This window comes from Corynebacterium frankenforstense DSM 45800 (genome assembly GCF_001941485.1).
GTDB lineage: Bacteria > Actinomycetota > Actinomycetes > Mycobacteriales > Mycobacteriaceae > Corynebacterium > Corynebacterium frankenforstense.
Window position 1 is genome coordinate 2,366,591 of the sequence record NZ_CP009247.1, and the last position, 26,112, is coordinate 2,392,702.

A 26,112-nucleotide genomic window follows, 5' to 3' on the forward strand; every position below is an offset into this window, starting at 1 on the left:
CGCCACCGGGAAAGGACCGCGCCGCCGGGAAAGGACCGGGCTCAGTGACTACTGCGCGAAGGCCACCGCGTAGCGGGCGATGGCCAGCTCCTCGTTGGTGGGCACCACGAAGACCTTGACCGCGGAGTCGTCCGTGGAGATCTCGCGCGGCCCGTCGTTCGGGCCCGCGTTGCGGTCCGCGTCGATCTTGACGCCGTAGGTCTCCATGCCGGCCAGCGCGTCGGCGCGCACGTGCGAGTCGTTCTCGCCCACGCCGGCGGTGAACGTGATCGCGTTGACCCGGCCGAGCGAGACCATGTAGGCGCCGATGTAGCGGCGCAGCTGGTGGATGTAGACGTTGTAGGCCGTCCAGGCGTCCTCGTTCTCGTCGCGGATCATGTCGCGCAGGGCGCGGAAGTCGTTGACCCCGGCCAGGCCCTTGACGCCGGACTTCTTGTTGAGCAGGTTGTCGATCTCGTCGATCGACATGCCGTTGCGGTAGAGGTGGAAGACGATGCCCGGGTCGATGTCGCCGGAGCGGGTGCCCATCGCCAGGCCGGCCAGCGGGGTCAGCCCCATCGAGGTGTCGACGGCGAGCCCGCCGCGGATGGCCGCGGCCGAGGCGCCGTTGCCCAGGTGCAGGGTGATCTGGTTGACCGCGGCGGGCGGCAGGCCGAGCAGGTCGGGGACCTGCTGGGAGACGTACTCGTGGCTGGTGCCGTGGAAGCCGTAGCGGCGCAGCGAGTAGTCGGCGGCGACGTCCTTGTTGATCGGGTAGATCGCGGCGGCCGGCGGCAGGGTGTGGAAGAAGCCGGTGTCGAAGACGGCCACGTGCGGGATGTCCGGCAGGATCTCGCGGGCGACCTCGATGCCCGCGATGTTCGCCGGGTTGTGCAGCGGGGCCAGCGGGATCAGGTCGCGGATCATGTCCAGGATCTGGTCGTTGATCAGCTCCGGCGCGGAGAAGAGGATGCCGCCGTGGACCACGCGGTGCCCGCAGGCGATCACGTCGACCTGCCGCGGCCCGCAGTTGTGCTTGTCCATCAGCTCGAAGGCGAGCTGCAGGCCGGCGGTGTGGTCCGGGATCTCCTGCTCGACGGCGAAGGTGCCCTCCTGGGTCTTGAGGGTCACGGCGCCCTGCGGCTCGCCGATCTGCTCGACGACGCCGACGACGAAGGGCTTCTCGGTGGCCGCGGCCAGAGGGTTGACCAGCTGGAACTTGATCGACGAGGAGCCGGAGTTGAGGACGAGTGCGTACGGCATGGCTAGCGGTTCCCTCCCGCCTGGATCGCGGTGATGGCCACGGTGTTGACGATGTCCGGCACCGTCGCACCGCGCGAGAGGTCGTTGACCGGCTTGTTGAGTCCCTGCAAGATCGGGCCGACGGCCAGGGCGCCGGCGGTGCGCTGCACGGCCTTGTAGCCGATGTTGCCGGCCTCGAGGTCCGGGAAGACGAAGACGTTGGCCTGGCCCGCGACCGGGGAGTCGGGCATCTTCTTGGCGGCCACGCCCGGGTCGCAGGCGGCGTCGAACTGCAGCGGGCCGTCGACGGCGAGCTCGGGGTCGGCCTCGCGCGCGGTCTCGACGGCCGTGACGGCGCGCTCGACGTCGGCGCCGGAGCCGGAGGCGCCGGAGGAGTAGGACAGCACGGCGACCTTGGGGTCGATGCCGAAGCCGGCGGCGGTGCGCGCGGAGACGACGGCGATCTCACCGAGCTGCTCGGCGGTCGGGTTCGGGTTGACGGCGCAGTCGCCGAAGGCCCACAGCTTGCCCGGCAGCACCATCAGGAAGATCGAGGAGACCACGGAGGCCTCCGGGGAGGTGCGGATGATCTGCAGCGCCGGGCGGATCGTCTCGGCGGTGGTGTGCGCGGCACCGGAGACCATGCCGTCAGCGGCGCCGGTGTGCACGAGCATGGTGCCGAAGTAGGAGACGTCGTCCATCTGCTCGCGCGCCTGCTCGAGGGTCACGCCCTTCTTCTGACGCAGGCGGGCGAACTCGGCGGCGAACTCCTCGCGGCGCGGGTCGGTGCGGTGGTCGACGACCTCGGCGTCGGACAGGTCCAGCCCGGCGTCCGCCGCCCGCTTGGCGACGTCCTGGGGGTCACCCAGGATGGTCAGGCGCGCCACGCCGGCCTTGAGCAGCTGGTCGGCGGCGGCCAGGATGCGGTCGTCGTCGCCCTCGGGCAGCACGATGCGCGCCCCCACGGCGGCGGCCTGGGCGGCCAGGCGGCGCTCGAAGACCTCCGGCGACATGACCGGGCGGGCCTCCTCGGCGACCGCGGCCAGTGCGGAGCGCACGTGCCCGGCGTCGGCCAGCTCGGTGGCCGTCAGCGTCGCGGCGACCACCGCACCCGCGGCCTCGGCCTCGGCGACGGCGAGCTTGCCGACGCCGGCGGCGTCGTCAATCACCAGCAGCAACGGCACGCCGAGGGCGGCGGCGACGCGGGCGTCGTGGGCCAGCGCGCCGGTACCCCGGATCAGGGTTGCGCCGGAATCGGTCAGCCCGGCCGCGAGGGCGGCGCCGACGGTGGGCTCCACGCGGGCCAGGTCGGCGTGGGAGAGGTCCAGCGACTCGGCCAGGGCGGCGGTGTCCAGGCCGTCGAAGGTGCGGTTGACCAGGGTCAGAAGTGCCGAGGGGGCCGCGGAGGGCGCCGGGTTAGTCATGCGGGGAAGCCACCTTTCTGTGGGCGTCTGCTGCGGACGTGGCCGTCAGGCGCGGGGCACCGGACATCATAGTGTGGCGCAGCGCACCGTGGGCTCTTTTCGTGATTGGTTTTTCTTTTCGCTTCGGCCGCGCGGCGGGGGCACCGCGACCGCACCTCGGCGGGAAACATTCACGCGACAACCCCCGAGGGTACCCTCGCCGGACCGGCCCAACATCCGCAGCGGCGACGACCCCGCGCACGCGCCGCACGCTGGCGTCACCCCTCGGCGCGGCGGGGTGCGGGCGCACATGCGGCGGGGGTTTCCCAACCGCCGCGCGGCGGTTAGACTGGGCGCAGTTCTAGACAGCTCGGTGCAACTTCCGCCCACCAACGGGTATGGTGCAGCACACGTACCGAAGCAGGTGCAGCACATGCACCGGAGCGACAGACCCGAAGAAGTAAAGGAACCACAGTCACGATGTCTCGCCCCCTGCGCGTCGCCGTCGTCGGTGCCGGCCCCGCCGGCATCTACGCCTCCGACCTCCTCATCAAGTCCGGCCAGGAGGTCTCCATCGACCTCTACGAGCGCATGCCCACCCCGTTCGGCCTGATCCGCTACGGTGTCGCGCCGGACCACCCGCGCATCAAGGGCATCGTCAAGTCGCTGCACAACGTGATGGAGAAGCCGGAGATCCGCTTCCTGGGCAACATCAACGTCGGCGTCGACGTCACCGTCGAGGAGCTGCAGCGCTACTACGACGCCGTGGTCTTCTCCACCGGCGCGACCGGCGACCGAGTCCTGGACATCCCGGGCGCGGACCTCGAGGGCGTGCACGGCGCCGGCGAGTTCGTCGGCTTCTACGACGGCAACCCGAACTTCTCCCGCGACTGGGACCTCTCCGCCGAGCAGGTCGCCGTGATCGGCGTGGGCAACGTCGGCCTGGACATCTCGCGCGTGCTGGCCAAGACGGCCGACGAGCTGCACGTCACCGAGATCCCGGACAACGTCTACGAGAACCTGCGCGCCAGCGCCGCCCGCGAGGTGCACATCTTCGGCCGCCGCGGCCCGGCCCAGGCGAAGTTCACCCCGCTCGAGCTCAAGGAGCTCGACTACTCCGACACCATCGAGGTCACCGTCGACCCGGAGGACATCGACTACGACGAGGCCAGCGAGACCGCCCGCCGCGAGTCGAAGTCCCAGGACCTGGTCTGCCAGACCCTCGAGCACTATGCCATCCGCGACCCGAAGGGGGCCCCGCACACCCTGCAGATCCACTTCTTCGAGTCGCCCGTCGAGATCCTCGGCGAGGACGGCAAGGTCACCGGCCTGAAGACCGAGCGCACCGAGCTCGACGGCAACGGCGGGGTCACCCGCACCGGCAAGTTCACCGTCTGGCCGGTCCAGGCCGTCTACCGCGCGGTGGGCTACCGCTCCGACGCCGTCGAGGGCGTGCCCTTCGACGACAAGCGCGCCGTGATCCCCAACGACGGCGGCCACGTCCTCGACGAGGACGGCGCGGCCGTGCCGGGCCTCTACACCACCGGCTGGATCAAGCGCGGCCCGGTCGGGCTGATCGGCAACACCAAGTCCGACGCCAAGGAGACCACCGGCATGCTGCTGGAGGACTACAACGGCGGCAAGCTCGCCGAGCCGGAGTCCACCGACCCGGCCGAGGTGCTCGCCTTCCTCGAGGGCAAGGGCCTGGCGGTGACCACCTGGGAGGGCTGGCACCGTCTCGACGCCGCCGAGCGCGCCCTGGGCGAGGCCGAGGGCCGCGAGCGCAAGAAGATCGTCGAGTGGGACGAGATGGTCTCCCACGCCGGTCCGCAGGACAAGTAGTCAGGGGCGTGAGGCGTCAGCCTCGCGCCGCCACGGACTCCCGCTCCACCAGCGGCATGTCCACCAGGTAGGCCTCCCCGACCGGGCCGGGGAAGGCCGCCTCCGCCTCTTCACCCGTGCGGGTGTGCTTGCGCCCGCGCAGTTTGCGCGGCTCGAGCACCAGCTCCGTGGCCACCCGCCCCATCTCGAGGTACGGGATGGCCACGGTGCTCAGACCCGGGTCCAGGTACGAGGCCAGCACCTCGTCGTCGAAGGAGATCACGGAGATCTCCTCGGGGATGCGCACCCCGGCGTGCGCGGCGGCCTGAAAGAAACCGAAGGCGATGCGGTCGTTGCCCGCGATCACCGCGGTGACCGGCTCGTCCGGGTGTTCCGCGTTAAAGGCCTGCACCCGCTCGAAAGCCCGCGCGCCCAGCGGCGGCTCCCAAACCGAGCCCTGAACCTCCATGGTCAGGTCGAGTCCGGCCTCGGCCAGCGTGGCGTCGACGGCGCCCATGCGCACCGAGACGCACACCGAGACGGCCGGGTCCAGAGTCTCTTTACTGCGCCCGACCAGGGCGATGCGGCGGTGACCGCGCGCCAGCAGGTACTCGGCCGCCCTACGTCCGGCCACGGGCTCGTCGGGAAGCACGGCGGGCAACTGCCAGTCGGTGCCGGCGACGGTGGCCGTTCCGTTGGCGATGACGGCTTTCATCGAGTCCGGCAGGCGCGGCACCGTGACGTGGCGGGCCTGCATGAGGGCGAAGATGATGCCGTCGACGCGACGGGACACCAGCCCGCCCACGGCTCGCTCTAGGTGCTCGGCGTCGAAGGGGCACTCGTTGATGAGCACCAGGTTGCTGCTGCGCTCGGCGACGTCGATGCTGCCGCGGATCAGCGCGGAGGCGAAACGGGTGGTGGCCACCTCGTCGGAGACGAAGCCGACAGTCAGCGAACGGCCGGTGCGCAGCGAGCGGGCCGTGGGGTCGGGGCGGTAGCCGAGTTTCTCGGCGGCGGCGCGCACCCGGCGCGCGGTCGCCTCGGAGATGCGGGTCCCCGGCCGCTTGTTGAGCACCAGGCTCACGGTCGCGGGCGAGACCCCGGCCTCCTTGGCGACCTGCGCGAGAGTCGGGCGGCGGGAGTTCATTCTCCCCAGGTTAGTCCGCACATATATGCGCCGAGGCGACATCCACGCCGATTGTCCCCGCAGGGCGCCCGTTTGTCTCCCCACAGGATCCACGCGGGTGACACCGCGGGGTCCGCTGAGAGGCGTGGCATAGCGGCGCGGAAGCCAAATAATCGGTCACAGCGATTTCCGGGCGGGCACGAGCCGGGGTTATGCTTCCCCGCCATGACCAACTACTTCGCGGTTTCCGCGCTCCGGGACCTGGCTCCCGTCGAGCTGCACCAGCTCTACAAGCTCCGCGTCGACGTCTTCGTGCACGAGCAGAACACCCCGTACGCCGAGATCGACGACACCGACGCCCTCGACACCACCTTCCACGTCCTCGCCTGGACCCGGAAGTCCGAGCACGGACACGCCACCCTCATCGGCTGCGCCCGCCTCTACCCGGGCACCGACGGCGACGAGACCGTCCACCTGGGCCGCCTGACCACCGCCGCCGACCACCGCGGCGAGGGCCTGGGCACCGAGCTGCTCCTGCAGACCCTGCGCCTGGCCGCCGAGCGCTTCCCGGGCCGCACCGTGCGCCTGGACGCCCAGACCCACCTGCGCGGCTTCTACGAGCGCTTCGGCTTCACCGCCGCCGGCGAGGAGTTCGACGACTCCGGTGTCGCCCACCTGCCGATGACGGCCACCCCGGCCGCCGTCGCCGAGGCCGTCAAGGCCCTCGACGCCGCGGCCTAGACCCGCGGCCTGATCCCCCTGAAGGCAGGCGCTAGAGCCTGCCGCCCTCCTGCGGCACGATGCGCACCGCCTGCGCCGCCGCACGCGCCCGGTCCAGGGCCGTGGCGACGTCCTCGGCGGTGGCCAGGGCGACACCCATCGCCCGGCCCACGGTCGCGCCGCGCTTGCCGAAGAGCTCGACGGTCGACTCCGGCACCGCCACCGCCTCGGCGAGCCCCTCGTAGCGCACCGCGTCGGCCTCGACCGGCGAGAGGATCGCGCTCGAGGCCCCCGGGGAGACCAGCGTGGCGTCCACCGGAAGACCCAGCGTGGCCCGCGCCTGCAGGTCGAACTGCGAGAAGCGCTGCGTGGCCAGCGTGACCAGACCCGTGGTGTGCGCCCGCGGCACCACCTCGGAGAAGTAGACGTCCTCGCCCTCGACGAAGAGCTTGACGTTGAACACCCCGCGCCCGCCGAGCGCGCCCGTGACCCGGGCGGCCACCGAGCGGGCGTTGTCCAGCGCGTCGGGGTTGACGGCCATCGGCTGCCAGGACTCGACGAAGGCCCCGTCGCGGTAGAGGTGGCCCAGCGGCTCGCAGAACCAGGTGGCCATCCGCCCGGTCTCCGGGTCCACCGAACGCACGGCGATGATGGTGATCTCCGCGTCGAAGTCCACCAGGCGCTCCACGATCACCCGCGTGTCGCCGGCGCCCTCGGTCAGCGCGCGCCAGGCCGGCTCGACGTCCTCGGGCGCCTCGATGCGCTGGTTGTCCCGCGCGTCCGGCCCGTCCACGTTCGGCTTGGCCACGCACGGGTAGCCCACGGAGCCGACCGCGACCTCGAACTCGGTGAGGTCCGAGGCGAACTGGTAGGTCGTGGTGGGCAGCCCCAGCTCCTCGGAGGCCATGCGGCGCAGCCCCTCGCGGTTGGTGGCCAGGCGCACGGCCTTCGGGCTGGGCACCACGCCGGCCGCACCGGCGGCCTCGGCGGCCTCGAGCACGTCGACGGCGATGGTCTCGATCTCCGGGATGATGAAGTCCGGGTCGACGCGGCGGATCAGGTCCGCCACGGCCTGCGGGTCGGTGACGTCCACGGTGTGGGCGACGTGGGCGACCTGCTGGGCGGGTGCGCCCTCGCGGCGGTCGACGGCGTGCACCTCCACCCCGAGGCGGTGGAAGGAGACGGCCAGTTCCTTGCTCAGCTCCCCGGACCCCAGCAGCATCACGCGGGTGGCGCCGGGGCTCAGCGGCGTGCCGATCGACTCAGGTGCACTCATGCCCGCAAGTCTAACCCGGCGACCACGCGGCCCCGAGGGGTAGCGTCGCGGTCATGGAGACAGTCACTTCGCCCACCGAACCGGACGCCGGGGACAACCGCGGCCTGGCCACCCTCTTCGACGCCCTCGAGTCCAGCCGCGCGGACCGCGAGGAGCTCTACAAGTGGTTCCACCGCCACCCGGAGGTGGCCATGGAGGAGCACGAGACCTCCGAGCGCATCACGCGGGAGCTCGAGGCACTCGGCCTGGAGCCGCTGCACATCGGCGGCACGGGCGTGGTCGCCGTGGTCGAGAACCCGGAGAACCCCGAGGGCGGCTCGGTGCTCGTGCGCGCCGACTTCGACGGCCTGCCGGTCACCGAGGACTCCGGCAAGGACTACGCGGCCGACCCGGAGCGCGGCCGCTCGCACGCCTGCGGCCACGACGTGCACGCGACCTCGCTGCTCGGCGCGGTGCGCGCCCTCGTGGAGCACCCGGAGGCCTGGCACGGCCGGCTGGTCGCCGTCTTCCAGCCCGGCGAGGAGCGCGCCGCCGGGGCGCGCGCCATGGTCGAGGACGGCCTGGCCGAGAAGATCCCGGCCGTCGACGTCGCCCTCGCCCAGCACGTGCTGACCACGCTGCCCGGCGGGGCCGTCGGCGCGGCGGCCGGACCGGTGCTCTCCACGGCGACGACGGTCACGGTGACGATCCCGGGCGCGGGCAGCCACGGCTCGATGCCTCACCTGGCCAAGGACCCGGTGGTCACCGCGTGCGCGGCGGTGACCCGCCTGCAGACGATCGTCTCGCGCGAGCTGGCCCCGGGCACCTTCGCGGTGGTCACCGTGGGCTCGGTGCAGGCCGGCGACTCGGCGAACGTGATCCCGGACCACGCCACGCTGAAGTTGAACACCCGCGCCTACGACGACGACGTCGCAAAGCACCTGCACTCCGCCATCGAGCGCATCGTGCGCGGCGAGTGCGCGGCGGCGGGCATGCCCGGCGAGCCGACGTTCGAGTACTCGGACGTCTACCCGCTCACGGACAACGACGCGGACACCGCCGCGACGGTGCAGGAGGCGTTCAGCGCGCACCTGCCGACCGTCGAGTTCGACCCGGCGACGGCCAGCGAGGACTTCTCGGTGATCCCGGACGCCCTGGGCGTGCCGTACTGCTACTGGGGCCTGGGCGGCTTCGCGGAGCCGGAGAAGGCCCCGGCGAACCACAACCCCGGCTTCGCCCCCGATCTGCAGCCGACCCTCGACCGCGGCTCCCAGGCCGTCCTGGTCGCCGCGTCCCCCTGGTTGATGGGCTAGCCCCCGAGCCCCCGGCAGAGCTGGCCCGGGCTAGCTCTGCATCACGTCGTTGATGACGATGGTCTCGTCGCGGCCCGGGCCGACGCCGACGTAGGAGATGCGGCAGCCGGAGAGCTCCTCGATGCGGTGCAGGTAGTCCTGGGCGCGCTGGGGCAGCTCCTCGAAGGTGCGGCAGCCGGTGATGTCCTCCTCCCAGGCGGGCATCGTCTCGTAGATCGGCTCGGCGTGGTGGAACTCGGACTGGGTCAGCGGCATCTCGTCGTGGCGCACGCCGTCGACGTCGTAGGCGACACAGATCGGGATCTCGCCGATGCCGGTGAGCACGTCGAGCTTGGTGATGAACAGGTCGGTGAAGCCGTTGACGCGGGTGGCGTAGCGGGCGACCACGGAGTCGTACCAGCCGCAGCGGCGCTTGCGGCCGGTGTTCACGCCGACCTCACCGCCGGTGACCTGCAGGTACTCGCCCCACTTGTCGAAGAGCTCGGTGGGGAACGGGCCGGCGCCCACGCGGGTGGTGTACGCCTTGGCGATGCCCAGCGAGGAGGTGATGCGCGTCGGGCCGATGCCGGAGCCCACGCAGGCGCCGCCGGCGGTCGGGTTCGAGGAGGTCACGAACGGGTAGGTGCCGTGGTCGACGTCGAGCATGGTGGCCTGGCCGCCCTCCATGAGCACGCTCTTGCCCTCGTCGAGGCCCTTGTTGACCTCGTACTCGGCCTCGATGACCATCGGGCGCAGGCGGTCGGCGTAGCTGAGGAAGTACTGCACGATCTCCTCGGCCTCGATGGCGCGGCGGTTGTACAGCTTGACCAGGATCTGGTTCTTCACGTCGAGCGCGGAGGTGATCTTCTGGCGCAGGATCGACTCGTCGAAGACGTCCTGGACGCGCAGGCCGACGCGGGCGACCTTGTCGGAGTAGGTCGGGCCGATGCCGCGGCCGGTGGTGCCGATGGCGCGCTTGCCCAGGAAGCGCTCCTGGACCCGGTCGAGGGTGCGGTGGTACGGCGCGACGAGGTGGGCGTTGGCGGAGATGCGCAGGCGGGAGGCGTCCGCGCCGCGGGCCTCGAGGCCGTCGATCTCCTCGAAGAGGGCCTCGAGGTTGATCACGGTGCCGTTGCCCAGGATGGGCATGGCGTTCTCGGAGAGCAGGCCGGCCGGCAGGAGCTTGAGCTGGTACTTCTCGCCGTTCACGACGACGGTGTGGCCGGCGTTGTTGCCGCCGTTGGGCTTGACCACGTAGTCGACCTGGCCGCCCAGGATGTCGGTGGCCTTGCCCTTTCCTTCGTCGCCCCACTGGGCGCCGACGATCACGATCGCTGCCATGGCGGAATGTCCACTTCCTCGGGTCTGGGTTCTCGGTGCTTGTTCACGGTGACGTGAGTGCGGCGCGGCGCGCGGTGGCCGCGCCCGTCCAGGCGATCATTCTACCCGTCCGACGTCCAGCTCTAGAATGCTGTCCATGCGTGTGCTCATCCTCCGTTGCGGCCCGGCCGCCCGGGCCCTCCAGGCCCCGGCGGGTGCCGAGGTGCTCGACCTGCCGCAGGTGCCGGCGCGCGGCGACCTGCGCGTGCTTGACGATGCCGCCCGCGCCGCGCTGCCGGAGGACCCCACCCCGTCGTTGGACGAGATCGCCGCGCGTCCCGACGTCCGCCACCTCGGCGCCCCGGGCCCCGCGCCCCAGGCGCGGTTCATTGACGACGCCCTGCGGGTGGTGGTCGTGGGTTCCGACGCCGCGCTGTCGGCGGTGCTCACCCGTGCCATGCGGGCGGACTTCCTGTGGGTGGAGTTCGGCTATGTGCCGGTCGATCCGTCGCCCGCGGCGACGAACTGGGCGCTGCCGGTGGGCGCGGGCGCATTCCCGCTGGCGCTGCACGGGGCGGTCAACCCGGCGCCGCTGATCCGCTCGGACCGCGGCCTGGCGGTGGCGGGCTCGGCGCTGCTGGAGGACTTCTCCCACGGCGAGTACACCGGCGAGATCATCGTCGACGACGCCACGATCCTCTTCCGCAGGGACGAGGGCGCTTCGCACCCCCCGCGCCGGGGGCTCTTCGGCGCCCGCCTGGTGCCCATGACCGACGCCCCGGGCGTCGCCGCCGCCGTGCTCACCACGCCCTACTCCCCCGCCGAGACCGGGCGCGGCCCGCTGGCCCGGCTGCGCGGGGCGCTGCGCCCCCACGGCGAGGTCGACGAGGCGAGCCTGCGCACCGGCCGCGCCGTGCAGTCCGGCGGGCGCGACATCCTGGTCACCGTCGACGGGGTGCCGGCCAAGCGGCCGGTCAAGCGCGCGACGTTCTACCGCCACATGCGCGACCTGCAGATCGTGCGTCCCTAATCGTCCCAGACCTCCGGCGGGTAGGCCGGGGTGCGCGAGGTCGGCGCGAGCACGGCCAGCGAGGAGGGCCGGGACATCCCGCAGATCTCGAGCAGGTCCACGATGATCGAGCGGGTCTGGGCCAGCACCACGTGCGCCGAGAGGACCCGCCCCTTGACCAGCGACATGTTGGCCCGCGCCCCCAGGCGGCGCAGCTGGTTGACGATGTTGGGGATCTCGACGGCCTCGGAGACCTCGGCGCCGCGCTCGTAGAGCTCGGAGAAGCTCAGCAGGATCCCGGAGAGCTCGGAGATGATCTCGATCTGCTCGTCGGAGACGGTGTCGCCGTCCTCGGTGAGCACGCGCGAGCGCCGGGCGAGCACACGCACGTTGCGCACGGCGTTGTCGACGGGCCCGAGGATGCGCTCGAGCGAGCGCACCCGCCGGCGCGACCCCCACAGCAGCGGCGAGAGCGTCGAGGCCTCGCGGCCGACCTTGGCCGAGTCCAGCATCGAGTTGATGTCGCCCTGGGTGTCGCGCACGGCCTGCAGCGCGTTGGCCAGGCTGCGCGCGTCGCGGCTGCGCAGGGCCTCGGCGACGTCGTCGAGCACCGAGGAGGCGATCGCCATGACCTTCGAGATCTCCTGGCGCCCGGCGTTCAGGGGATTGTCCGGCAGGATGGCGATCACGAGGATGCCCACCGTCGAGCCGATGACCGCGTCGATCATGCGGTCGGGTCCCCCGGTGCCGGCCGGTGTGATGCCGCCGGGCGGCATGATCGTGGCGATCAGGATGGAGCCGATGGCGATCTGGTTGTTGACCAGCGGCGACTTGGAGATGAAGGAGCCGAAGACCAGCGCGCAGGCCACGGCGACGGCGATCTGCCACGGCCCGGAGCCGAGCAGCGGGACCAGGAGGTCGCCGAGCCCGACGCCGACGATGCAGCCGAGCGACATCTCGACGGCGCGGCGCAGGCGGTCGCCGCCGGTCATGCCGAGGATGATGATCGCGGCGATCGGGGCGAAGAACGGGAACTTGTGGCCGAAGACCTCCTGGGCCACCCAGTAGGAGGCGCCGGCGGCCACGGCCTGCTGGGTGATCGCCCAGGTCCGCTTGCGCACCCGGCCCATCCGGCTGGCCAGGGACTTGTCCACGGTGCGCAGCCGGTCGAGGGTGTTGAGACGCTCCTTTGCCATGTGCCCCAGGATAGGCGCCCCGCGTTACCGTCATCACACGGGCACGAAGACGCCCCCGCGCACCGCACGCAGGTGCGGGACGCGGGGGCGGGGCGCGGGCGTCGTCAAGCGACGCTCGGCGCGGGACTTACTTGCTCAGGGTGGTGCCCACCGAGTGCAGGTCCTGGCACGCCTCGATGACGCGCTCGGACATGCCCTGCTCGGCCTTCTTCATGTAGGAACGCGGGTCGTAGACCTTCTTGTTGCCGACCTCGCCGTCGATCTTGAAGACGCCGTCGTAGTTGGCGAACATGTGGCGCGCGACCGGGTTGGTGAACGCGTACTGGGTGTCGGTGTCGACGTTCATCTTGATGACGCCGTAGCCGAGGGCCTCCTCGATCTTCTCCTTCTCGGAGCCGGAGCCGCCGTGGAAGACGAAGTCGAAGGGCTGGGCGTCGGCGTCGAGGCCGAGCTTCTTGGCGGCGACGCGCTGGCCCTCCTTGAGGACCTCCGGGCGCAGCTCGACGTTGCCCGGCTTGTAGACGCCGTGGACGTTGCCGAAGGTGGCGGCCAGCAGGTAGCGGCCCTTGTCACCGTGTCCGATGGCGTCGAGGGTCTTCTCGAAGTCCTCCGGGGAGGTGTAGAGATTCGCGCCGTGCTTGGCCTCGACGCCGTCCTCCTCGCCGCCGACGACACCGATCTCGACCTCGAGGACGATGTTGGCCTTGTGGGCCTTCTCCAGCAGCTCCTGGGCGATCACGAGGTTCTCGTCGATCGGGATGGCGGAGCCGTCCCACATGTGGGACTGGAACAGGGGCAGCTCGCCGCGGTCGACGCGCTCCTGGGAGATCGCGATCAGGGGGCGCACGTACTCGTCGAGCACCTCCTTCTGGCAGTGGTCGGTGTGCAGCGCGACGTTGACGCCGTAGTTCTTGGCGGCCTCGTGCGCGAAGGCGGCGAGGGCCAGGGCGCCCTTGACCTTGTTCTGCACCGCCAGGCCGGAGCCGAACGAGGCACCGCCGGTGGAGAACTGGATGATGCCGTCGGACTCCGCCTCGGCGAAGCCCTTCAGGGCGGCGTTGATCGTCTCCGAGGAGGTGCAGTTGATCGCCGGGTAGGCGAAGCCCTCCTTCTTGGCCCGGTCGAGCATCTCGTTGTAGATCTCAGGGGTTGCGATGGGCATTGAAGCTTCCTCCCAAAAGGTGCCTCTGGACGGTGGTCTGTTTCCGCACGGGCCCCGACGGATGTCCGGTCCCGTTCGCTGCTCCCAGTATGCCAGGTCTCGCGCGTTTTCGCTGCCCGACCACACAGCAAATGCCACACGTTCGGACATATCCGGGCATTCCGGTACTGGCAGGGGGCTTGCCGACGTCGCGCCACACCCCGCTGTGGTGTTCGTCATACCCGGCCGCGTACGCCCCGGTTGGCCGCTTTTGACCGCGCTGCGCTGGGGAAAAGAGGGCTTTCGGGCGTACTGTTCTTGCCATGCATGACGCCCTCGTCACCACCATGGCCCTCGGGCCGACCTGGATGGACCCCATGTACCTGCTCAGCGGTTCGGGCCCCTTCGGGAGTCTGATCCTGCCCGGAATCTCCCTGATCGTCTTCATCGAGTCCGGTCTGCTCTTCCCGCTGCTACCGGGCGACTCGCTGCTGTTCACCGGCGGCATGCTCGCCGTGCAGCCCGACTCCTTCGCCCCGCTGTGGGCCGTGATCGTCGCGTGCATGTGCGCGGCCTTCCTCGGAGACCAGTCCGGCTACTGGATCGGCCGCAAGTTCGGCGAGGCGCTCTCCGGGCGCCCCGACGGGAAGATCTTCAAGCAGGCCTACCTGACCCAGTCCCACGAGTTCTTCGCCAAGCACGGGCCCGTCACCGTGATCATCTGCCGCTTCGTGCCCATCGTGCGCACCTACGCGCCGCTGGTGGCCGGCATGTCACGGATGAACTACCGCGTCTTCCTGCCGTTCTCCGTGTGCGGCGCGACCCTGTGGGGCGGCGGCGTGACCCTCCTGGGCGCCTGGCTGGGCCACTACGACTTCATCCGCGAGAACATCGAGCCGATCTTCCTGCTGATCGTCTTCGTCTCGATCCTGCCGGGGATCATCGGCGCGGCCAAGAAGTTCCTCGACGCCCGCCGCGCCGGTTCCGCCACCGTCGACGCGCCGGAGGCCCCCGACGCGGCGCGCGCGAGTTAGGCGGCGCCCGCCAGCTGGGCGGCCTGGGTGGCCTGAGCGCCCTCGAGCCGGGCGGCGCCGGGCCGGCCGGCCGCCCTACGCCCCCGTCTGCGCACCCTGCAGCTCGATGCGGGCCGCGGCCTCCATCAGCATCCAGCCGGACAGCTGAACCGAGAGGTCACGCTCGGCGATGCGCACCATGCCGGTGTGCTCGGCCAGCGAGTGCGGACCCAGCCCGAAGTTGTGCGGCAGGCGCGCGTCGTCGGTCCAGTCGGTGGCGAAGACCGGCAGGCCGTCGACCTCGAGGCGGTGGTTCCACACGCTGTCGGCGGAGTTGACCACCAGCCGGCGCGCGATCTTCTTCGTCGCACGGTTCGCCGGGCTGTCCGCGGGCAGGCGCACCGCCACGTCGGCGAGGTAGCGCGCGAGGATGCCCTTGAACAGCCCGCCGTCGCCGTCGCCGGTGTCCCAGTCCACCACGCCCTGCGGGGTGGCCATCTCGAGGGCCAGCGCGTGCACCAGCGAGCGCACGAAGGTGATGTAGGGCATCGCGTCGTCGACCCGGTCGGCGTCCGCCCACCCGGAGATCGACTCGTCGGCACTGAAGCCGGCGCGCTCGCGCAGCGCCAGTGCGATCTCGAGGCACGCGCCGAGCATCACGCCCTGGCAGTAGGGGTGGACGTCGCGCACGAGCTCGGGGCCGTGCATGCGCATCCGCAGGCCGTCCATGACCAGGCCGTCGTCGTTGATCAGGTTCTCCAGGATCCAGTCGACCACGGCGATCGCCTGGTCGAGGCGCCCGGTGCGCGCCATCATGATCGCCGCCGGCCCGTTGGAGGGCACGTTGTAGAACGTCTCCCCCACCCGCCACGGCAGCACGCCGGTCAGCCCGTCGATGCCGGCGAGGAGCGCCTGCTCGAGGTCCCGGGTCTGCTTCTTGGTGCCTCGACCGGTGTGCTCGTTGATGCGCCCCAGCGCCAGCGAGAGCCAGGCGCGGTCGTCGTAGTAGCGGTTGCGGGTGAGTCTTCCGCCGTTGCGGATGCGGATGCCGCGCACCGTGTGGCGCACCCGCGCCCGACGGGTCTTGGTGCCGCGACGCTCGAAGGCGTCGATCAGGCAGTCCAGGTAGTGCGCCTGCCACCAGTAGTGCCAGCGCACGAACAGCGACTCCTTGGTGGTCGGCGGCCAGGCGGTCACGGCGAGGTTCGTGCGCGGCAGGCCCCACAGCTTCGAGGCGTGGCGCTCGTTGATGGCGTTCTCCGCGAGGTCGGCGCGGTGCGCCCACTTCTCCGAGGCCGCGTGCTCTGTACCGGTGGTCTCCGCCACGTCTCCCGTCCTGTGCTTCAAGCTCACCGCGCACCTGCGCGGTCATCGTTGTCGTCCTGTCACATATTAGCGCCCGCGGCGGGTCACGCTCACCACGCGGCGGAAAGATCCGCGTGGCGGCGCACCCAGGCGTGCATGGCGATGCCCGCGGCGACCCCGACGTTGATCGAGCGCGTGGAGCCGAACTGGGCGATCGAGCAGGTCATCCGCGCGGCCTGCCGGGCGGACTCCGTGACCCCGGGGCCCTCCTGGCCGAAGAGCAGCAGGCAACGACGCGGCAGCTCCGCGGTCTCCAGGGGGACGCTGCCCGGGGTGTTGTCGACCGCCACCACCGTCAGGTCCGCCCCGGCGGCCCAGTCCATCAGGTCGGCGACGGTGTCGTGGTGCATCAGGTGCTGGTAGCGGTCGGTGACCATGGCCCCGCGCCGGTTCCAGCGGCGCCGGCCGACGATGTGGACGGTGTCGACGGCGAAGGCGTTGGCGGTGCGCACCACCGTGCCGATGTTGGCGTCGTTCTCGAAGTTCTCGATGGCCACGTGCAACGGGTGGCGGCGCGTGTCGATGTCCGCCACGATCGCCTCGCGGCGCCAGTAGCGGTAGGCGTCGACGACGTTGCGCCGGTCACCCGAGGCCAGCAGCTCCGGGTCCAGGCGCGCGTCGTCCGGGACGGGTTCGCCGGGGTGCTCCTCGGCCCAGGGGCCGACGCCGTGGCGCCCCTCGTTCCACTCGGTGGGGCCGGGGGCGCTGTTACTCGAGTCCAAGGTCGGCCAGGCCCAGCAGGTGGCGGTACTCCAGGCCCGCGTCCGCGATGACCTTGTCCGCGCCCGTCTCCCGGTCGACGACCGTGGCCACGGCGACGACCTCGGCACCGGCCTCGCGCAGCGCCTTGACGGCGGTCAGCGGCGAGTTGCCGGTGGTGGTGGTGTCCTCGACGACGAGCACCTTGCGGCCCTTGACGTCGGGGCCCTCGATGCGGCGCTGCATGCCGTGCTTCTTGGCCTCCTTGCGCACCACGAAGGAGTCGATCGGGCGGCCCTCGGCGTGCAGCACGGAGGTGCCCACCGGGTCGGCGCCCAGGGTGAGCCCGCCGACGGCGTCGAAGTCCAGGTCGGAGGTCAGCTGGCGCAGCAGCTTGCCGATCAGGGGCGCGGCCTCGTGGTGCAGCGTCGCCCGGCGCAGGTCGACGTAGTAGTCGGCCTCGGCGCCGGAGGAGAGGATGACCTTGCCGCGCACGACCGCGAGTTCGCGGACGAGTTCGGCCAGGCGGTTGAGATCGGAGGTGTCGACGTCGCTCATGCTCATAGCCTGAAAGTCTAGCGCTCCGCGTCGTCGCCCCGGTCCGTGTCCTCCCGCTCGGCCTCCCCGCCCTCGGCGAGCGGGTCGTGACCGAGCTCGGCGGTGAGGTCGTCGAAGATCGAGGAGCTCATCGAGCCACGGCGCACCACGCGGGTGCCCTGGTGGTCGTCGGTGGCCTCGCCGGTGTGCCCGCCCTCGGCGATGGCGTCGACCTCGTCGCCGCCGAGCGCGCGCGGCTCGACCACGCCGTGGGCCTGGGCACGCGCCCGGGAGGGCATCTCGAGCGGCTCCTCCGGGCGGGCCACCGGGTTCTCGGGGGCGTCCGGGGTGTGCTCGGGCTCGCGGGTGCCGGCCTCGGGCTCGTGCGGCGGCGGGGTGGTCCGGCTCGGGTCCAGCCCGTCGGTGTCCAGGGGCACGCCCGCGCCGCGCGGCGGCAGCACGCGCGCGGCGTCGGAGAGCAGGCACAGCGGGGCGAGGGCGGCCTCGGCCTCCTCGACCCGGGTGCCGCGGGCGAGCTCGGCGAGCGTCCAGCTCGACTCGCACCAGGCGGCCGTGACGGCCGGGGGCATGGCGGACAGGGCCCGCTCGACGCGGACGTCGAGGAGGCGGGCGGCGGCGCCCTGATCGGAGGCGTGCACGGTGAAGCCCGCGGTCTCGGCGACGTCGACCAGGTCCGCGGACTCCTCGCCGACGGAACCGGCGCGGCGCATGTCCACCACGACCGGGGAGGCCGCCCCGCGGCGCACGGCGAGCACCGGGCTGCGGCCGAGGTCCAGCAGATGGAACTCGTGCTCGGCGCCGGACTCGTCGGCGAAGGCGCCGCTGACGACGTCACGCGCCGGCGCCCCGGCCGCTGCGGCCCCGCGGGACCACTCGTCGGTCAGGTACTCGTCGGCCCGCGCGAAGCTGAAGCCGTGCTCCTCGGCCCAGGCGCGGCGCTCGCGGCGCAGCGCGCCCGGCAGGTGCAGACCCCCGCGGCGCTGCGGGGCGGGCTCAGGCTCAGCGGCGGGCCCGCGCTCCGCTTCCGGTTCGCCGCCGGTCTCAGCCGCCGGCTCGGCCGCGTCCGCCGACGCAGGCGCCGTCACGGAAGCCGGCACAGCCTCGGGCTCGCGCTCCTCGACGACCTCGACGTCAAGCGGCTCGTCGTCGGCGACCTCAGCCTCGGGCTCAGCCTCAGCAGCCGGCTCGGGCTCGGGCCCGGCGGCCTGCCCGGCCCCGGGCGCCGGGGCCGCCGCGCCCGGCTCCGGGCGGGCGTCGGACGCGCCCGTGGAACCACCGCGGCGTCGGGAATCGAGGGTCCACAACGCCAGGGCGGCGAGCAGCGCGAGGGCGGCGAGCAGGAAGAGCAGAGTCGGGATCACGGTCTAGAGCCTATCGTCACCGCGCCCGCCCACGCGGGCGGGCCGGGCCGGGATCCGCTCAGAGGGAGCTCGCGATGGGCAGGTCGTGGTAGGACCACTGCGACCAGCCGCCGATGTAGTGCGCCGCGCCCGGCAGGCCCGCCAGCTCCATGCCGGCGAGCAGCTGCGCGGAGTGGTTGCCCGAGCCGGAGTAGACGCAGGTGCGCTTCGCGTCCTCGGGGCCGGTGACGCCGGCGGCGGCGAAGATCTCGCGCAGCTCGCCGGGGCTGCGGAAGGTGTTGTTCGCGTTGAGCAGGCTGCGCACCGGCACGTTGACCGCGCCCGGGATGTGCCCGGCGCGCACGTCGAGAAGCTCGCGGCGCCCGGCCCAGCGGTCGGCCTCGCGGGCGTCGATGAGCAGGCCGTCGAAGTCACGGACCTCCTCGAGGGTGAGCACCGGCATGGCGCCGGCCGCCGGCTCGAAGCGCGAGGTGCCCGGCAGGGTGCCGGGGCCGGCGATGTGCACGCGGTCCTCGGAGAGCCACTTGGCCAGCCCGCCGTCCAGGATGCGGACGTTGGTCAGGCCGGCCCAGCGCAGCGTCCACCAGGTGCGCGCGGCGAGCAGGCCGCGGCCCTCGTCGTAGACGACGACGTCGCTGTCCTCGTCGACGCCCCAGTTGTGGATCCAGTCACGCAGGCGGGTCGGGTCCGGCAGCGGGTTGCGGCCGACGTGGAAGTCCGGCACGCCGCTCAGTGCGGCGGCCGGGTCGCAGTAGACGGAGGTGGGGATGTGCTCGGAGGCGAACCGGGTGAAGCCCGCGTCCTTGTGCGGCCCCCAGTAGGTGGCGATGAGGCTGACCGCCGCACCGCGGGCGAGGAGCTCGTTGAGCTGGGACGTCGAGACGAGGTTGGTCATAGGTCCGATCTTATGCAGACCGGACCCGGTGCGCAGTGTGACCTAGGACTACAGCAGGCCGCTGTTCATCAGCCACGCGGCGATGGGGATGAACAGCGAGAGGAGGCCGAAGATGATGCCGAGGACCTTGCCGGTCTCCCCGCTCGAGCCGAGGGAGGAGAGGTCCGGGGTGTTCGGCTTGTAGTTGCCGTCGCTCGGCTTGGTGGTGCCGCCCGGCTCGTTGACCGGCTTCGTGCCCGGCTGCCCGCCGGGCTTGGTGGTGTCGCCCGGCTTCGTGCCCGGCTGACCGGCCTGCTCACCCGGCTTCGGGGCCGGGCCCTGGTTGCGGAAGTTGAAGGCCCCGGGCCTCGGGGTGGCCACCGAGAACGTCGCGGTGCCGTTGACGTCCAGCGCCGCCGTGCCCGAGGGGAACTAGCTGTGCTGGGTCGAGCCGTACCTGCCGAGGAAGGCCGCGCCCACGTGGTTCTTGTCCGGGTCGAGCACGTTGTAGAGGTGGCCGCCCCCGCTGAGGTCGCCGTCCGCCTCGCGGAGCCCCTTCTCCTCGCCGTAGGTCAGCATCTGCAGGCAGCCGGTCAGCGTGTTGTCCACGCAGAGGTTCTCGCCCCAGGACTGCCGGCCGTCCACCGTCGCGCCCCAGGAGTCGGTGCCGTCGGGGCGCAGGTGCGACAGCCCGCGGGCGTCGTACTGCTCGAAGGCACGCTGGTAGGCGATGCGCTCCATGTCACCGCTCCACTGCAGGCTGTCGACGTAGGCGGCCTTGTCCGGCACCTTCTGCTGCAGGCCCTCGCCGTCGACGGGCATGTTCCTGTCCCACATGTCCGCGCGCACCTTCTTGAGGTAGTTCAGCGCGGTCTGGCGGTCGGCGGCGGAGTTGATCTTGACGGTGCGGGTGACGACGGTGCCGGCGCCCATCTCGACCCCGAGGGTCTGGGAGGGGGCGGCGACGGCCTGGACGGGCGTGGCCAGCACGGCGAGCGCGGCGCCGGCGGCGACGATGGTCTTCCTCATGCCTGCAATTTTATATTGCAGTCAGTTTATTTTCAGTGTTCATTAAGGGTCTTCGGGAGTGCTCCCCACCACATTCGCCGGGCCCGCAGAAAGCCGCGCAGCAACAAGGCGGGTGGCAACGAGCCGGGCGGCGAAGACCCGGACAGCGAAAATTCCGCGGTCCGGCGTGAACCGCGGATCATTTCGCCTACTCAGCGGAGCGCAGCTCAGCGCAGCACTCTCAGCGGAGCGCCGCTCAGCGGGCCGCCTCGATGGTGAGGTGCTCGCCGCCGTCGGCGACGTCCACCTCGACGGTGTCGCCGTCGACGATCCTCCCGGCGAGCAGCTCCTTGGCCAGCCGGTCGCCGATCGCCTGCTGGATCAGGCGGCGCAGCGGCCGGGCGCCGTAGGCCGGGTCGTAGCCGCGGTCGCCGAGCCAGCTCTTCGCGGCGTCGGAGACGTGCAGGCTCAGGCGGCGCTGCGAGAGCCGCTCGGCCAGGCGCGCGACCTGGATCTCGACGATGTGGGTCAGCTGCTCGTGGCTGAGCGGGTCGAAGACGACCACGTCGTCGAGGCGGTTGATGAACTCCGGCTTGAAGGCCTTCTTCACCGCCGCCATGATCTCCTCGTGCGAGCCGCCGGCGCCCAGGTTCGAGGTCAGGATCAGGATCGTGTTGCGGAAGTCCACGGTCCGGCCCTGCCCGTCGGTCAGCCGGCCGTCGTCGAGCACCTGCAGCAGGATGTCGAAGACGTCCGGGTGGGCCTTCTCCACCTCGTCGAAGAGCACGACGGTGTACGGGCGCCGCCGCACGGCCTCGGTCAGCTGGCCGCCGGCGTCGTAGCCGACGTATCCGGGGGGAGCGCCGACCAGGCGCGCGACCGAGTGCTTCTCGCTGTACTCGGACATGTCGATGCGCACCATCGCGCGCTCGTCGTCGAAGAGGAACTCGGCCAGCGCCTTGGCCAGCTCGGTCTTGCCCACGCCCGTCGGGCCCAGGAAGAGGAAGGAGCCGGTCGGCCGGTTCGGGTCGGCCACCCCGGCGCGCGCCCTGCGGGTCGCGTCCGAGACCGCCGTGACGGCGTCGAGCTGCCCGACGACGCGCTTGCCCAGCTCGTCCTCCATGTGCAGCAGCTTCTCGGTCTCGCCCTGGAGCATCTTGCCGGCGGGGATGCCGGTCCACGCGGAGACGACCTCGGCGATGGTGTCCGGGCTGACCTCCTCGGTGAGCATGGCGCCCGCACCGCGGGTCTCCGCGGCGCCCTCGGCCTCGGCGAGCTCCTTCTCCAGCTCCGGGATGCGCCCGTAGCGCAGCTCGGAGACCCGGGCGTAGTCGCCGTCGCGCTCGGCGATCTCGGACTCGTTGCGCAGGTGCTCGAGCTCCTCCTTCGCCTTCTGGACCTTCTCGATCGCACCCTTCTCGTTGGCCCACCGGGCCTTGAGCTCGGAGAGCTTCTCGCGCTCGTCTGCCAGGTCGGCGCGCAGCTGGGTCAGGCGCTCGGCGCTGGCGGCGTCGGACTCCTTCTCCAGGGCGATCTCCTCGATCTCGAGGCGGCGCACGATGCGCTCGGCCTCGTCGATCTCCTGCGGGGAGGAGTCGATCTCCATGCGCAGCCGGCTGCCGGCCTCGTCGACGAGGTCGATGGCCTTGTCCGGCAGGAAGCGGTTGGTGATGTAGCGGTCGGAGAGCTGCGCGGCGGCGACCAGGGCGGAGTCCTGGATGCGCACGCCGTGGTGCACCTCGTAGCGCTCCTTGAGGCCGCGCAGGATGCCGACGGTGTCCTCGACCGAGGGCTCGCCGACGTAGACCTGCTGGAAGCGGCGCTCGAGCGCGGCGTCCTTCTCGATGTACTTGCGGTACTCGTCGAGCGTGGTCGCGCCGACCAGGCGCAGCTCGCCGCGGGCGAGCATCGGCTTGATCATGTTGCCGGCGTCCATGGAGCCCTCGCCGGTCGCGCCCGCGCCGACGATGGTGTGCAGCTCGTCGATGAAGGTGACGATCTCGCCGTTCGAGTTCTTGATCTCCTCGAGGACGGCCTTGAGGCGCTCCTCGAACTCGCCGCGGTACTTCGCGCCGGCGACCATGGAGCCCAGATCGAGCGAGATCAGCGTCTTGCCCTTCAGCGACTCGGGCACGTCGCCGGCGACGATGCGCCGGGCCAGGCCCTCGACGATGGCGGTCTTGCCCACGCCGGGCTCGCCGATGAGCACCGGGTTGTTCTTCGTGCGCCGCGAGAGGACCTGGACCACGCGCCGAATCTCGGAGTCACGGCCGATGACCGGGTCGATCTTGCCCTCGCGGGCCCGGGCGGTCAGGTCGGTGGAGTACTTCTCCAGCGCCTGGAACTGCCCCTCGGGGTCCTGGTTGGTCACCTTGTGGGAGCCGCGAACGGTCGGAAATGCGCCGGTGATCGCCTCGTACGTCGCGCCGCGCCCCTTGAGCAGGTCGGCGGCGTCGGAGTCACCCCGGGCGATGCCCGCGAGCAGCACCTCGGTGGAGACGTACTCGTCGCCGAGTTCGCCGGCCAGCTCCTGCGCCGCGGTCAGCGCGTTGAGCGCCTCGCGGTTGAAGTTGGGGTTGGCCATGTTCTGCCCGGAGGCGGAGGGGTAACCGTCGACGAGCTTCTTCGCCTCGTCGAGCACGGCCTGCGGGTCCACGCCCGCGGCCTTGAGCACGGGCGCGGCCACGCCCTCCTCCTGCTCGAGGACGGCCACCAGCAGGTGGGCCGGGCGGATGTCGGGGTTGCCGTTCTGAGAGGCCGACTGCAGGGCGGCCTGCAGCGCCTCCGATGTCTTCGTGGTGGGGTTGAAGGAGCTCATAAGTGTCGTGTGCCTTTCATTGACGACGCCGCGCCGGTCACCCCGGCGCGCGCCGCACGGTTTGTTGTTCACCCTCCACAACGCCGCAGAGGTTGAGTCCATTCCACTCAAGGCGAAATTCTTTGAGTCTTTGACACTCAACTTTAACCGGGAGCACGCGCCCGCGCCACGTGCCCGGTTTATTTATCACACCTGTGATACGTTCGGGTCATGCCGAAACTCGTCGACCCCGCCGGCCGCCGGGCCCGCATCCTCGACGCCGCCTTCCGCGTCGTCGCCGAGGAGGGCGCCGCGGCCCTGTCCTTCCGCTCCGTCGCCCGCGTCTCCGGGCTCAACGTGGGCAGCGTGCGCAACACCTACGCCACCGCCCGCCAACTGCTCGCCGACGCCGCCGAGGAGGCCGGCGAGCGCATGGGCCGTCGGCTGGCCGGCCACGACCTCTCCGGGCGCCCCGGCAGCCACGACCTCGACTCCGCGCTCGCCGTCCTGGCCGAGCTGCTCCCGCTCGACGCCGCACGCCGCGCGGAGAACACCGTGCTCATCGAGTTCATGGCCGCCGCGCGCACCCACGAGGTCTACCGCGCCACCACGGAGCGGATGTCCCGGGACATGCGCGCGGTGGTCGCCGCCGTGCTCACCGCCCTGGGCGCCGACCCCGCGCACGCCGAGCCGGTCACCGCGCTGATGGTCGGGCTGACCTTCGAGTCCGTCACCGGCCACGGCGGGCTCGCCGCCGGGGAGATGCTCCGGCTGGTGCGCGCCGCCGTCACCGCGGGGGTCGACGGATGAGGCGGCGGGTTCCGCCCCCGTGGCTGGCGGTGATGCTGCTGACCGCGCTCGTGCTCTACACGGACGACTACGTCATCGCCGGCATCCTGCCCGACATCGCCGCCGACCTGGATGTCTCCGAGCCGGCCGCCGGCCAGCTGGTCACGGCCTTCTCCCTGACCGTCGCGCTCAGCGCGCCCCCGGCAGCGGTCCTGCTCGCCGGGGTGCGCCGCAGCCGGCTGTTCACCGTCGCCCTGGGCGCCTTCGCCGCCGTCAACGTCGCCGCCGCCTGCGCGCCGGACCTCGCGGTGCTGCTCGTGCTGCGCGTGCTCGCCGCGCTGTGCACGGGGGCCGTGACCCCGGCGGTGTTCTCCTGGACGGCCGCCCAGGCCCCGCCGGAGAAGGTCGGGCGCTACGTCGCGGTGGTGGCCATGGGCGTCACCGGCGCGATCGCTCTCGGCGTGCCCGTGGGCGTGGCCGTCGCGCACGCGGCCGGCTGGCGGGCCAACTTCCTCGTGCTCGCGGCGGCCGCCGTGGTCTGCCTGCTCGCCGTGCGCGCCACCATGTCCTCCGACCCCCGCGGCGAGCCGGCCGCCTCGCCGCTCGCCCAGCTGCGGGCCGTGGCCGCCCGGCCGGTGGCCACCGCGCTCCTCGGCAATCTCGTGGCCATCAGCGGGTCGATGATGGCGCTGACCTACCTCGCGCCCTACCTCGCCGCCGCCCACCCCGGCCAGGACCTGCGCGCGGTGGCCTTCGCCGCCTCCGGGGCGGCGGGTGTCGCCGGGGTCCTCCTCGGCGGGGCGCTCGCCGACCGGCTCGGGCCGCGCTGCACCCTCCTGCTCGGCGTCGGCGTCCTCGCCGGCGGGCTCGTGGGCGCCGGGCTGCTCGCCGCGGCCCCGCCCGCCCCGGCCGCCGCGCTCGTCGCCGTCGTCGCCGCGCAGGCCCTGGGTGCCTTCACCCTCTCCCCCGCACTGACCGCCTGGTACTTCACCGTCGGCGGCGACGGTGCTGAGAGCGCGGTCGCGCTCAACACCTCCGGCACCTACCTCGGCGTCGCCGTCGCCGGCGCGCTCGGCGGGTGGGTGCTGGCCACCGGCGGGCCCGGGGTCGTGCCCCTGGCCGCCACCGCCTGTGCGCTGGCCGCTCTAGCCGCCTTCGCCGCCGCCGGGTGGCGCACCTCCCCCTGATTCCCCGGCGCGAACGGCGCGGACCTGCGAGACTGTCGCCATGGCAAACCTCCTGCGCCGGCTCCGCTCCTCGGCTCCCCTGGCGACCTTCCTGCCCGCCGACCTGCCGCCGGTCCGCCCCGGCGAGACCGCCCTGGTCACCGGCGCGACCAGCGGCATCGGCCGCGCCGTCGCCGTCGCCCTGCGCGACGCCGGCTTCCGCGTGCTGGGCACCTCACGCACCCCGCACACGGCGGACGCGCCCGAGGGCGTCGAGCTGCTGCCGCTGGATCTGGCCGACCCCGCCTCGATCGCGCTGCTGCCCGGCGAGCTGCGCAGCCGTGGGCTCTCAGGCAGCGCGGACGGCGGGGTGACCGTGCTGGTCAACAACGCCGGCGAGTCGCAGAACGGGCCCGTCGAAGAGCTGCCGCGCTCCGCGCTCGAGCGCGTCTTCCAGATCAACACCATCGGCCAGATCGAGGTCACCCAGAAGGTGCTGACCGGCATGCGCAACTCCCGGCGCGGCCGCGTGATCTTCATCGGCTCGATGCTCGGCAGCTTCCCGCTGGCCTACCGCGGCAGCTACGGCGCCTCCAAGGCCGCCGTGCGCCAGTTCGCCTTCGCCGCCCGCCGCGAGCTGCGCGGCTTCGGCATCGGCGTCTCCGTGGTCGAGCCCGGCGCGATCGCCACCGGACTGTCGGCCCGGCGCACCGTCTACGTCGACCCGGACGGGCCCTACGCCGGGGAGTTCACCACGATGCTGCGCCGGCTCAACCGCAACGAGTCGCGCGGCATCTCCGCCGAACGGGTCGCCGCCGAGATCATGAAGCCGGTCACCGCCGCCCGCCCCGCGCCCCTCTACGCCGTCGGCTCGCAGGCCCCGCTGGCCTTCGCCGCCGCGCGGCTCCTGCCCCGCGACGCGATGGCCGGCATCCTCGCACGCCGCCACGGGCTGCGCTGACCCGGGCTGCGCTGACA

23 protein-coding genes are annotated in these 26,112 nt (G+C 72.0%); 8 read left to right on the forward strand and 15 right to left on the reverse strand.

All coding sequences use genetic code 11. From position 1 onward, the window contains the following. Positions 1 to 48: 48 nt before the first annotated feature. A complete protein-coding gene (locus CFRA_RS10335; RefSeq protein WP_075664581.1) occupies positions 49 to 1,242 on the reverse strand; it encodes an acetate kinase in 1,194 nt (397 codons plus the stop codon). Between the two features lie 2 nt (positions 1,243 to 1,244). Further along, a complete protein-coding gene (pta, locus tag CFRA_RS10340) occupies positions 1,245 to 2,645 on the reverse strand; it encodes a phosphate acetyltransferase (RefSeq protein ID WP_075664582.1) in 1,401 nt (466 codons plus the stop codon). Positions 2,646 to 3,104: 459 nt separating this feature from the next. Here pta and CFRA_RS10345 point away from each other — a divergent pair, with 459 nt between their 5' ends. Then, a complete protein-coding gene (locus CFRA_RS10345) occupies positions 3,105 to 4,466 on the forward strand; it encodes an FAD-dependent oxidoreductase (RefSeq protein ID WP_075664583.1) in 1,362 nt (453 codons plus the stop codon). Between the two features lie 16 nt (positions 4,467 to 4,482). On the opposite strand, the gene CFRA_RS10350 is transcribed toward CFRA_RS10345, so the two are convergent. Then, entirely contained in the window at positions 4,483 to 5,592 is a 1,110-nt protein-coding gene (locus CFRA_RS10350) for a LacI family DNA-binding transcriptional regulator (protein WP_075664584.1), read from the reverse strand. A 204-nt stretch (positions 5,593 to 5,796) separates the two neighbouring features. On the opposite strand from CFRA_RS10350, the gene CFRA_RS10355 reads away from it, so the two are divergent. After that, positions 5,797 to 6,312 carry a GNAT family N-acetyltransferase gene (locus CFRA_RS10355; RefSeq protein WP_075664585.1) on the forward strand — a complete coding sequence of 172 codons (516 nt, stop codon included), beginning with the start codon at positions 5,797 to 5,799 and terminating at the stop codon, positions 6,310 to 6,312. Positions 6,313 to 6,343: 31 nt separating this feature from the next. Here CFRA_RS10355 and purT read toward each other — a convergent pair whose 3' ends face one another. Beyond that, complete coding sequence (purT, locus tag CFRA_RS10360) at positions 6,344 to 7,567, reverse strand: formate-dependent phosphoribosylglycinamide formyltransferase (protein WP_075664586.1); 1,224 nt, start codon at positions 7,565 to 7,567, stop codon at positions 6,344 to 6,346. A 53-nt stretch (positions 7,568 to 7,620) separates the two neighbouring features. On the opposite strand from purT, the gene CFRA_RS10365 reads away from it, so the two are divergent. Continuing rightward, positions 7,621 to 8,859 carry an amidohydrolase gene (locus CFRA_RS10365; RefSeq protein WP_075664587.1) on the forward strand — a complete coding sequence of 413 codons (1,239 nt, stop codon included), beginning with the start codon at positions 7,621 to 7,623 and terminating at the stop codon, positions 8,857 to 8,859. Between the two features lie 30 nt (positions 8,860 to 8,889). Here the strand turns inward: CFRA_RS10365 and CFRA_RS10370 are convergent, their stop codons facing one another. Next, complete coding sequence (locus CFRA_RS10370; protein WP_075664588.1) at positions 8,890 to 10,179, reverse strand: adenylosuccinate synthase; 1,290 nt, start codon at positions 10,177 to 10,179, stop codon at positions 8,890 to 8,892. 136 nt (positions 10,180 to 10,315) lie between these two features. Between CFRA_RS10370 and CFRA_RS10375 the strand changes: the two genes are divergently transcribed. Next, positions 10,316 to 11,188: a hypothetical protein gene (locus tag CFRA_RS10375; RefSeq protein WP_075664589.1), complete on the forward strand. Its 873-nt coding sequence runs from the start codon at positions 10,316 to 10,318 to the stop codon at positions 11,186 to 11,188. On the opposite strand, the gene CFRA_RS10380 is transcribed toward CFRA_RS10375, so the two are convergent. Next, positions 11,185 to 12,363: an FUSC family protein gene (locus CFRA_RS10380; protein ID WP_075664590.1), complete on the reverse strand. Its 1,179-nt coding sequence runs from the start codon at positions 12,361 to 12,363 to the stop codon at positions 11,185 to 11,187. The two genes, CFRA_RS10375 and CFRA_RS10380, sit on opposite strands and share 4 nt — an antisense overlap. Positions 12,364 to 12,490: 127 nt before the next feature. Further along, positions 12,491 to 13,525, reverse strand: coding sequence for a class II fructose-bisphosphate aldolase (gene fbaA, locus CFRA_RS10385; protein ID WP_075664591.1), 1,035 nt, complete (start codon positions 13,523 to 13,525; stop codon positions 12,491 to 12,493). Positions 13,526 to 13,827: 302 nt separating this feature from the next. Here fbaA and CFRA_RS10390 point away from each other — a divergent pair, with 302 nt between their 5' ends. Then, positions 13,828 to 14,538 carry a DedA family protein gene (locus CFRA_RS10390; RefSeq protein ID WP_075664592.1) on the forward strand — a complete coding sequence of 237 codons (711 nt, stop codon included), beginning with the start codon at positions 13,828 to 13,830 and terminating at the stop codon, positions 14,536 to 14,538. A 75-nt stretch (positions 14,539 to 14,613) separates the two neighbouring features. Here the strand turns inward: CFRA_RS10390 and CFRA_RS10395 are convergent, their stop codons facing one another. The 8 genes from CFRA_RS10395 to clpB form a co-directional block, all read right to left on the reverse strand. Next, on the reverse strand, positions 14,614 to 15,843 hold the full coding sequence (locus CFRA_RS10395) for a glycoside hydrolase family 76 protein (protein WP_075664593.1): 1,230 nt from the start codon (positions 15,841 to 15,843) through the stop codon (positions 14,614 to 14,616). A gap of 89 nt (positions 15,844 to 15,932) precedes the next feature. Then, complete coding sequence (locus CFRA_RS10400; RefSeq protein WP_075664594.1) at positions 15,933 to 16,604, reverse strand: TrmH family RNA methyltransferase; 672 nt, start codon at positions 16,602 to 16,604, stop codon at positions 15,933 to 15,935. Next, positions 16,591 to 17,145, reverse strand: a complete 555-nt coding sequence (gene pyrE, locus CFRA_RS10405; RefSeq protein ID WP_075664595.1) for an orotate phosphoribosyltransferase — start codon at positions 17,143 to 17,145, stop codon at positions 16,591 to 16,593. The genes CFRA_RS10400 and pyrE overlap by 14 nt, the downstream gene beginning before the upstream one ends. An 11-nt stretch (positions 17,146 to 17,156) precedes the next feature. Next, complete coding sequence (locus CFRA_RS10410) at positions 17,157 to 18,500, reverse strand: type III secretion system chaperone family protein (protein WP_075664596.1); 1,344 nt, start codon at positions 18,498 to 18,500, stop codon at positions 17,157 to 17,159. Between the two features lie 58 nt (positions 18,501 to 18,558). Then, a complete protein-coding gene (locus CFRA_RS10415) occupies positions 18,559 to 19,395 on the reverse strand; it encodes a sulfurtransferase (RefSeq protein ID WP_075664597.1) in 837 nt (278 codons plus the stop codon). Positions 19,396 to 19,443: 48 nt separating this feature from the next. After that, a complete protein-coding gene (locus CFRA_RS10420; RefSeq protein WP_075664598.1) occupies positions 19,444 to 19,755 on the reverse strand; it encodes a hypothetical protein in 312 nt (103 codons plus the stop codon). A 51-nt stretch (positions 19,756 to 19,806) separates the two neighbouring features. Continuing rightward, complete coding sequence (locus tag CFRA_RS10425) at positions 19,807 to 20,403, reverse strand: hypothetical protein (RefSeq protein ID WP_075664599.1); 597 nt, start codon at positions 20,401 to 20,403, stop codon at positions 19,807 to 19,809. Positions 20,404 to 20,638: 235 nt separating this feature from the next. Continuing rightward, positions 20,639 to 23,200: an ATP-dependent chaperone ClpB gene (gene clpB, locus CFRA_RS10430; protein WP_075664600.1), complete on the reverse strand. Its 2,562-nt coding sequence runs from the start codon at positions 23,198 to 23,200 to the stop codon at positions 20,639 to 20,641. 210 nt (positions 23,201 to 23,410) lie between these two features. Between clpB and CFRA_RS10435 the strand changes: the two genes are divergently transcribed. Genes CFRA_RS10435 through CFRA_RS10445 form a run of 3 tightly spaced genes read left to right on the forward strand, consistent with a single transcriptional unit; the run spans position 23,411 to position 26,095 of the window. Then, the gene (locus CFRA_RS10435; protein ID WP_075664601.1) at positions 23,411 to 23,989 is read left to right on the forward strand and encodes a TetR/AcrR family transcriptional regulator; all 579 of its coding nucleotides are present in this window, start codon (positions 23,411 to 23,413) and stop codon (positions 23,987 to 23,989) included. A gap of 32 nt (positions 23,990 to 24,021) precedes the next feature. After that, positions 24,022 to 25,155 (forward strand): MFS transporter, encoded by a 1,134-nt coding sequence (locus tag CFRA_RS10440; RefSeq protein WP_169842188.1) that lies wholly within the window; start codon positions 24,022 to 24,024, stop codon positions 25,153 to 25,155. Positions 25,156 to 25,195: 40 nt separating this feature from the next. Next, complete coding sequence (locus CFRA_RS10445) at positions 25,196 to 26,095, forward strand: SDR family oxidoreductase (protein ID WP_083666968.1); 900 nt, start codon at positions 25,196 to 25,198, stop codon at positions 26,093 to 26,095. The last annotated feature ends 17 nt before the right edge of the window (positions 26,096 to 26,112 follow it).

What these genes read in the sequence shown, in the direction of transcription:
- CFRA_RS10445 (WP_083666968.1), top strand. Translation starts at nt 25,196, where the DNA reads ATGGCAAACCTCCTGCGCCGGCTCCGCTCCTCGGCTCCCCTGGCGACC.
- fbaA (WP_075664591.1), bottom strand. Translation starts at nt 13,525, where the DNA reads ATGCCCATCGCAACCCCTGAGATCTACAACGAGATGCTCGACCGGGCC.
- CFRA_RS10435 (WP_075664601.1), top strand. Translation starts at nt 23,411, where the DNA reads ATGCCGAAACTCGTCGACCCCGCCGGCCGCCGGGCCCGCATCCTCGAC.
- CFRA_RS10415 (WP_075664597.1), bottom strand. Translation starts at nt 19,395, where the DNA reads ATGACCAACCTCGTCTCGACGTCCCAGCTCAACGAGCTCCTCGCCCGC.
- CFRA_RS10365 (WP_075664587.1), top strand. Translation starts at nt 7,621, where the DNA reads ATGGAGACAGTCACTTCGCCCACCGAACCGGACGCCGGGGACAACCGC.
- CFRA_RS10335 (WP_075664581.1), bottom strand. Translation starts at nt 1,242, where the DNA reads ATGCCGTACGCACTCGTCCTCAACTCCGGCTCCTCGTCGATCAAGTTC.
- CFRA_RS10425 (WP_075664599.1), bottom strand. Translation starts at nt 20,403, where the DNA reads ATGAGGAAGACCATCGTCGCCGCCGGCGCCGCGCTCGCCGTGCTGGCC.
- CFRA_RS10390 (WP_075664592.1), top strand. Translation starts at nt 13,828, where the DNA reads ATGCATGACGCCCTCGTCACCACCATGGCCCTCGGGCCGACCTGGATG.
- pyrE (WP_075664595.1), bottom strand. Translation starts at nt 17,145, where the DNA reads ATGAGCATGAGCGACGTCGACACCTCCGATCTCAACCGCCTGGCCGAA.
- CFRA_RS10440 (WP_169842188.1), top strand. Translation starts at nt 24,022, where the DNA reads ATGCTGCTGACCGCGCTCGTGCTCTACACGGACGACTACGTCATCGCC.
- pta (WP_075664582.1), bottom strand. Translation starts at nt 2,645, where the DNA reads ATGACTAACCCGGCGCCCTCCGCGGCCCCCTCGGCACTTCTGACCCTG.
- CFRA_RS10345 (WP_075664583.1), top strand. Translation starts at nt 3,105, where the DNA reads ATGTCTCGCCCCCTGCGCGTCGCCGTCGTCGGTGCCGGCCCCGCCGGC.
- purT (WP_075664586.1), bottom strand. Translation starts at nt 7,567, where the DNA reads ATGAGTGCACCTGAGTCGATCGGCACGCCGCTGAGCCCCGGCGCCACC.
- CFRA_RS10380 (WP_075664590.1), bottom strand. Translation starts at nt 12,363, where the DNA reads ATGGCAAAGGAGCGTCTCAACACCCTCGACCGGCTGCGCACCGTGGAC.
- CFRA_RS10375 (WP_075664589.1), top strand. Translation starts at nt 10,316, where the DNA reads ATGCGTGTGCTCATCCTCCGTTGCGGCCCGGCCGCCCGGGCCCTCCAG.
- CFRA_RS10370 (WP_075664588.1), bottom strand. Translation starts at nt 10,179, where the DNA reads ATGGCAGCGATCGTGATCGTCGGCGCCCAGTGGGGCGACGAAGGAAAG.
- CFRA_RS10350 (WP_075664584.1), bottom strand. Translation starts at nt 5,592, where the DNA reads ATGAACTCCCGCCGCCCGACTCTCGCGCAGGTCGCCAAGGAGGCCGGG.
- CFRA_RS10355 (WP_075664585.1), top strand. Translation starts at nt 5,797, where the DNA reads ATGACCAACTACTTCGCGGTTTCCGCGCTCCGGGACCTGGCTCCCGTC.
- clpB (WP_075664600.1), bottom strand. Translation starts at nt 23,200, where the DNA reads ATGAGCTCCTTCAACCCCACCACGAAGACATCGGAGGCGCTGCAGGCC.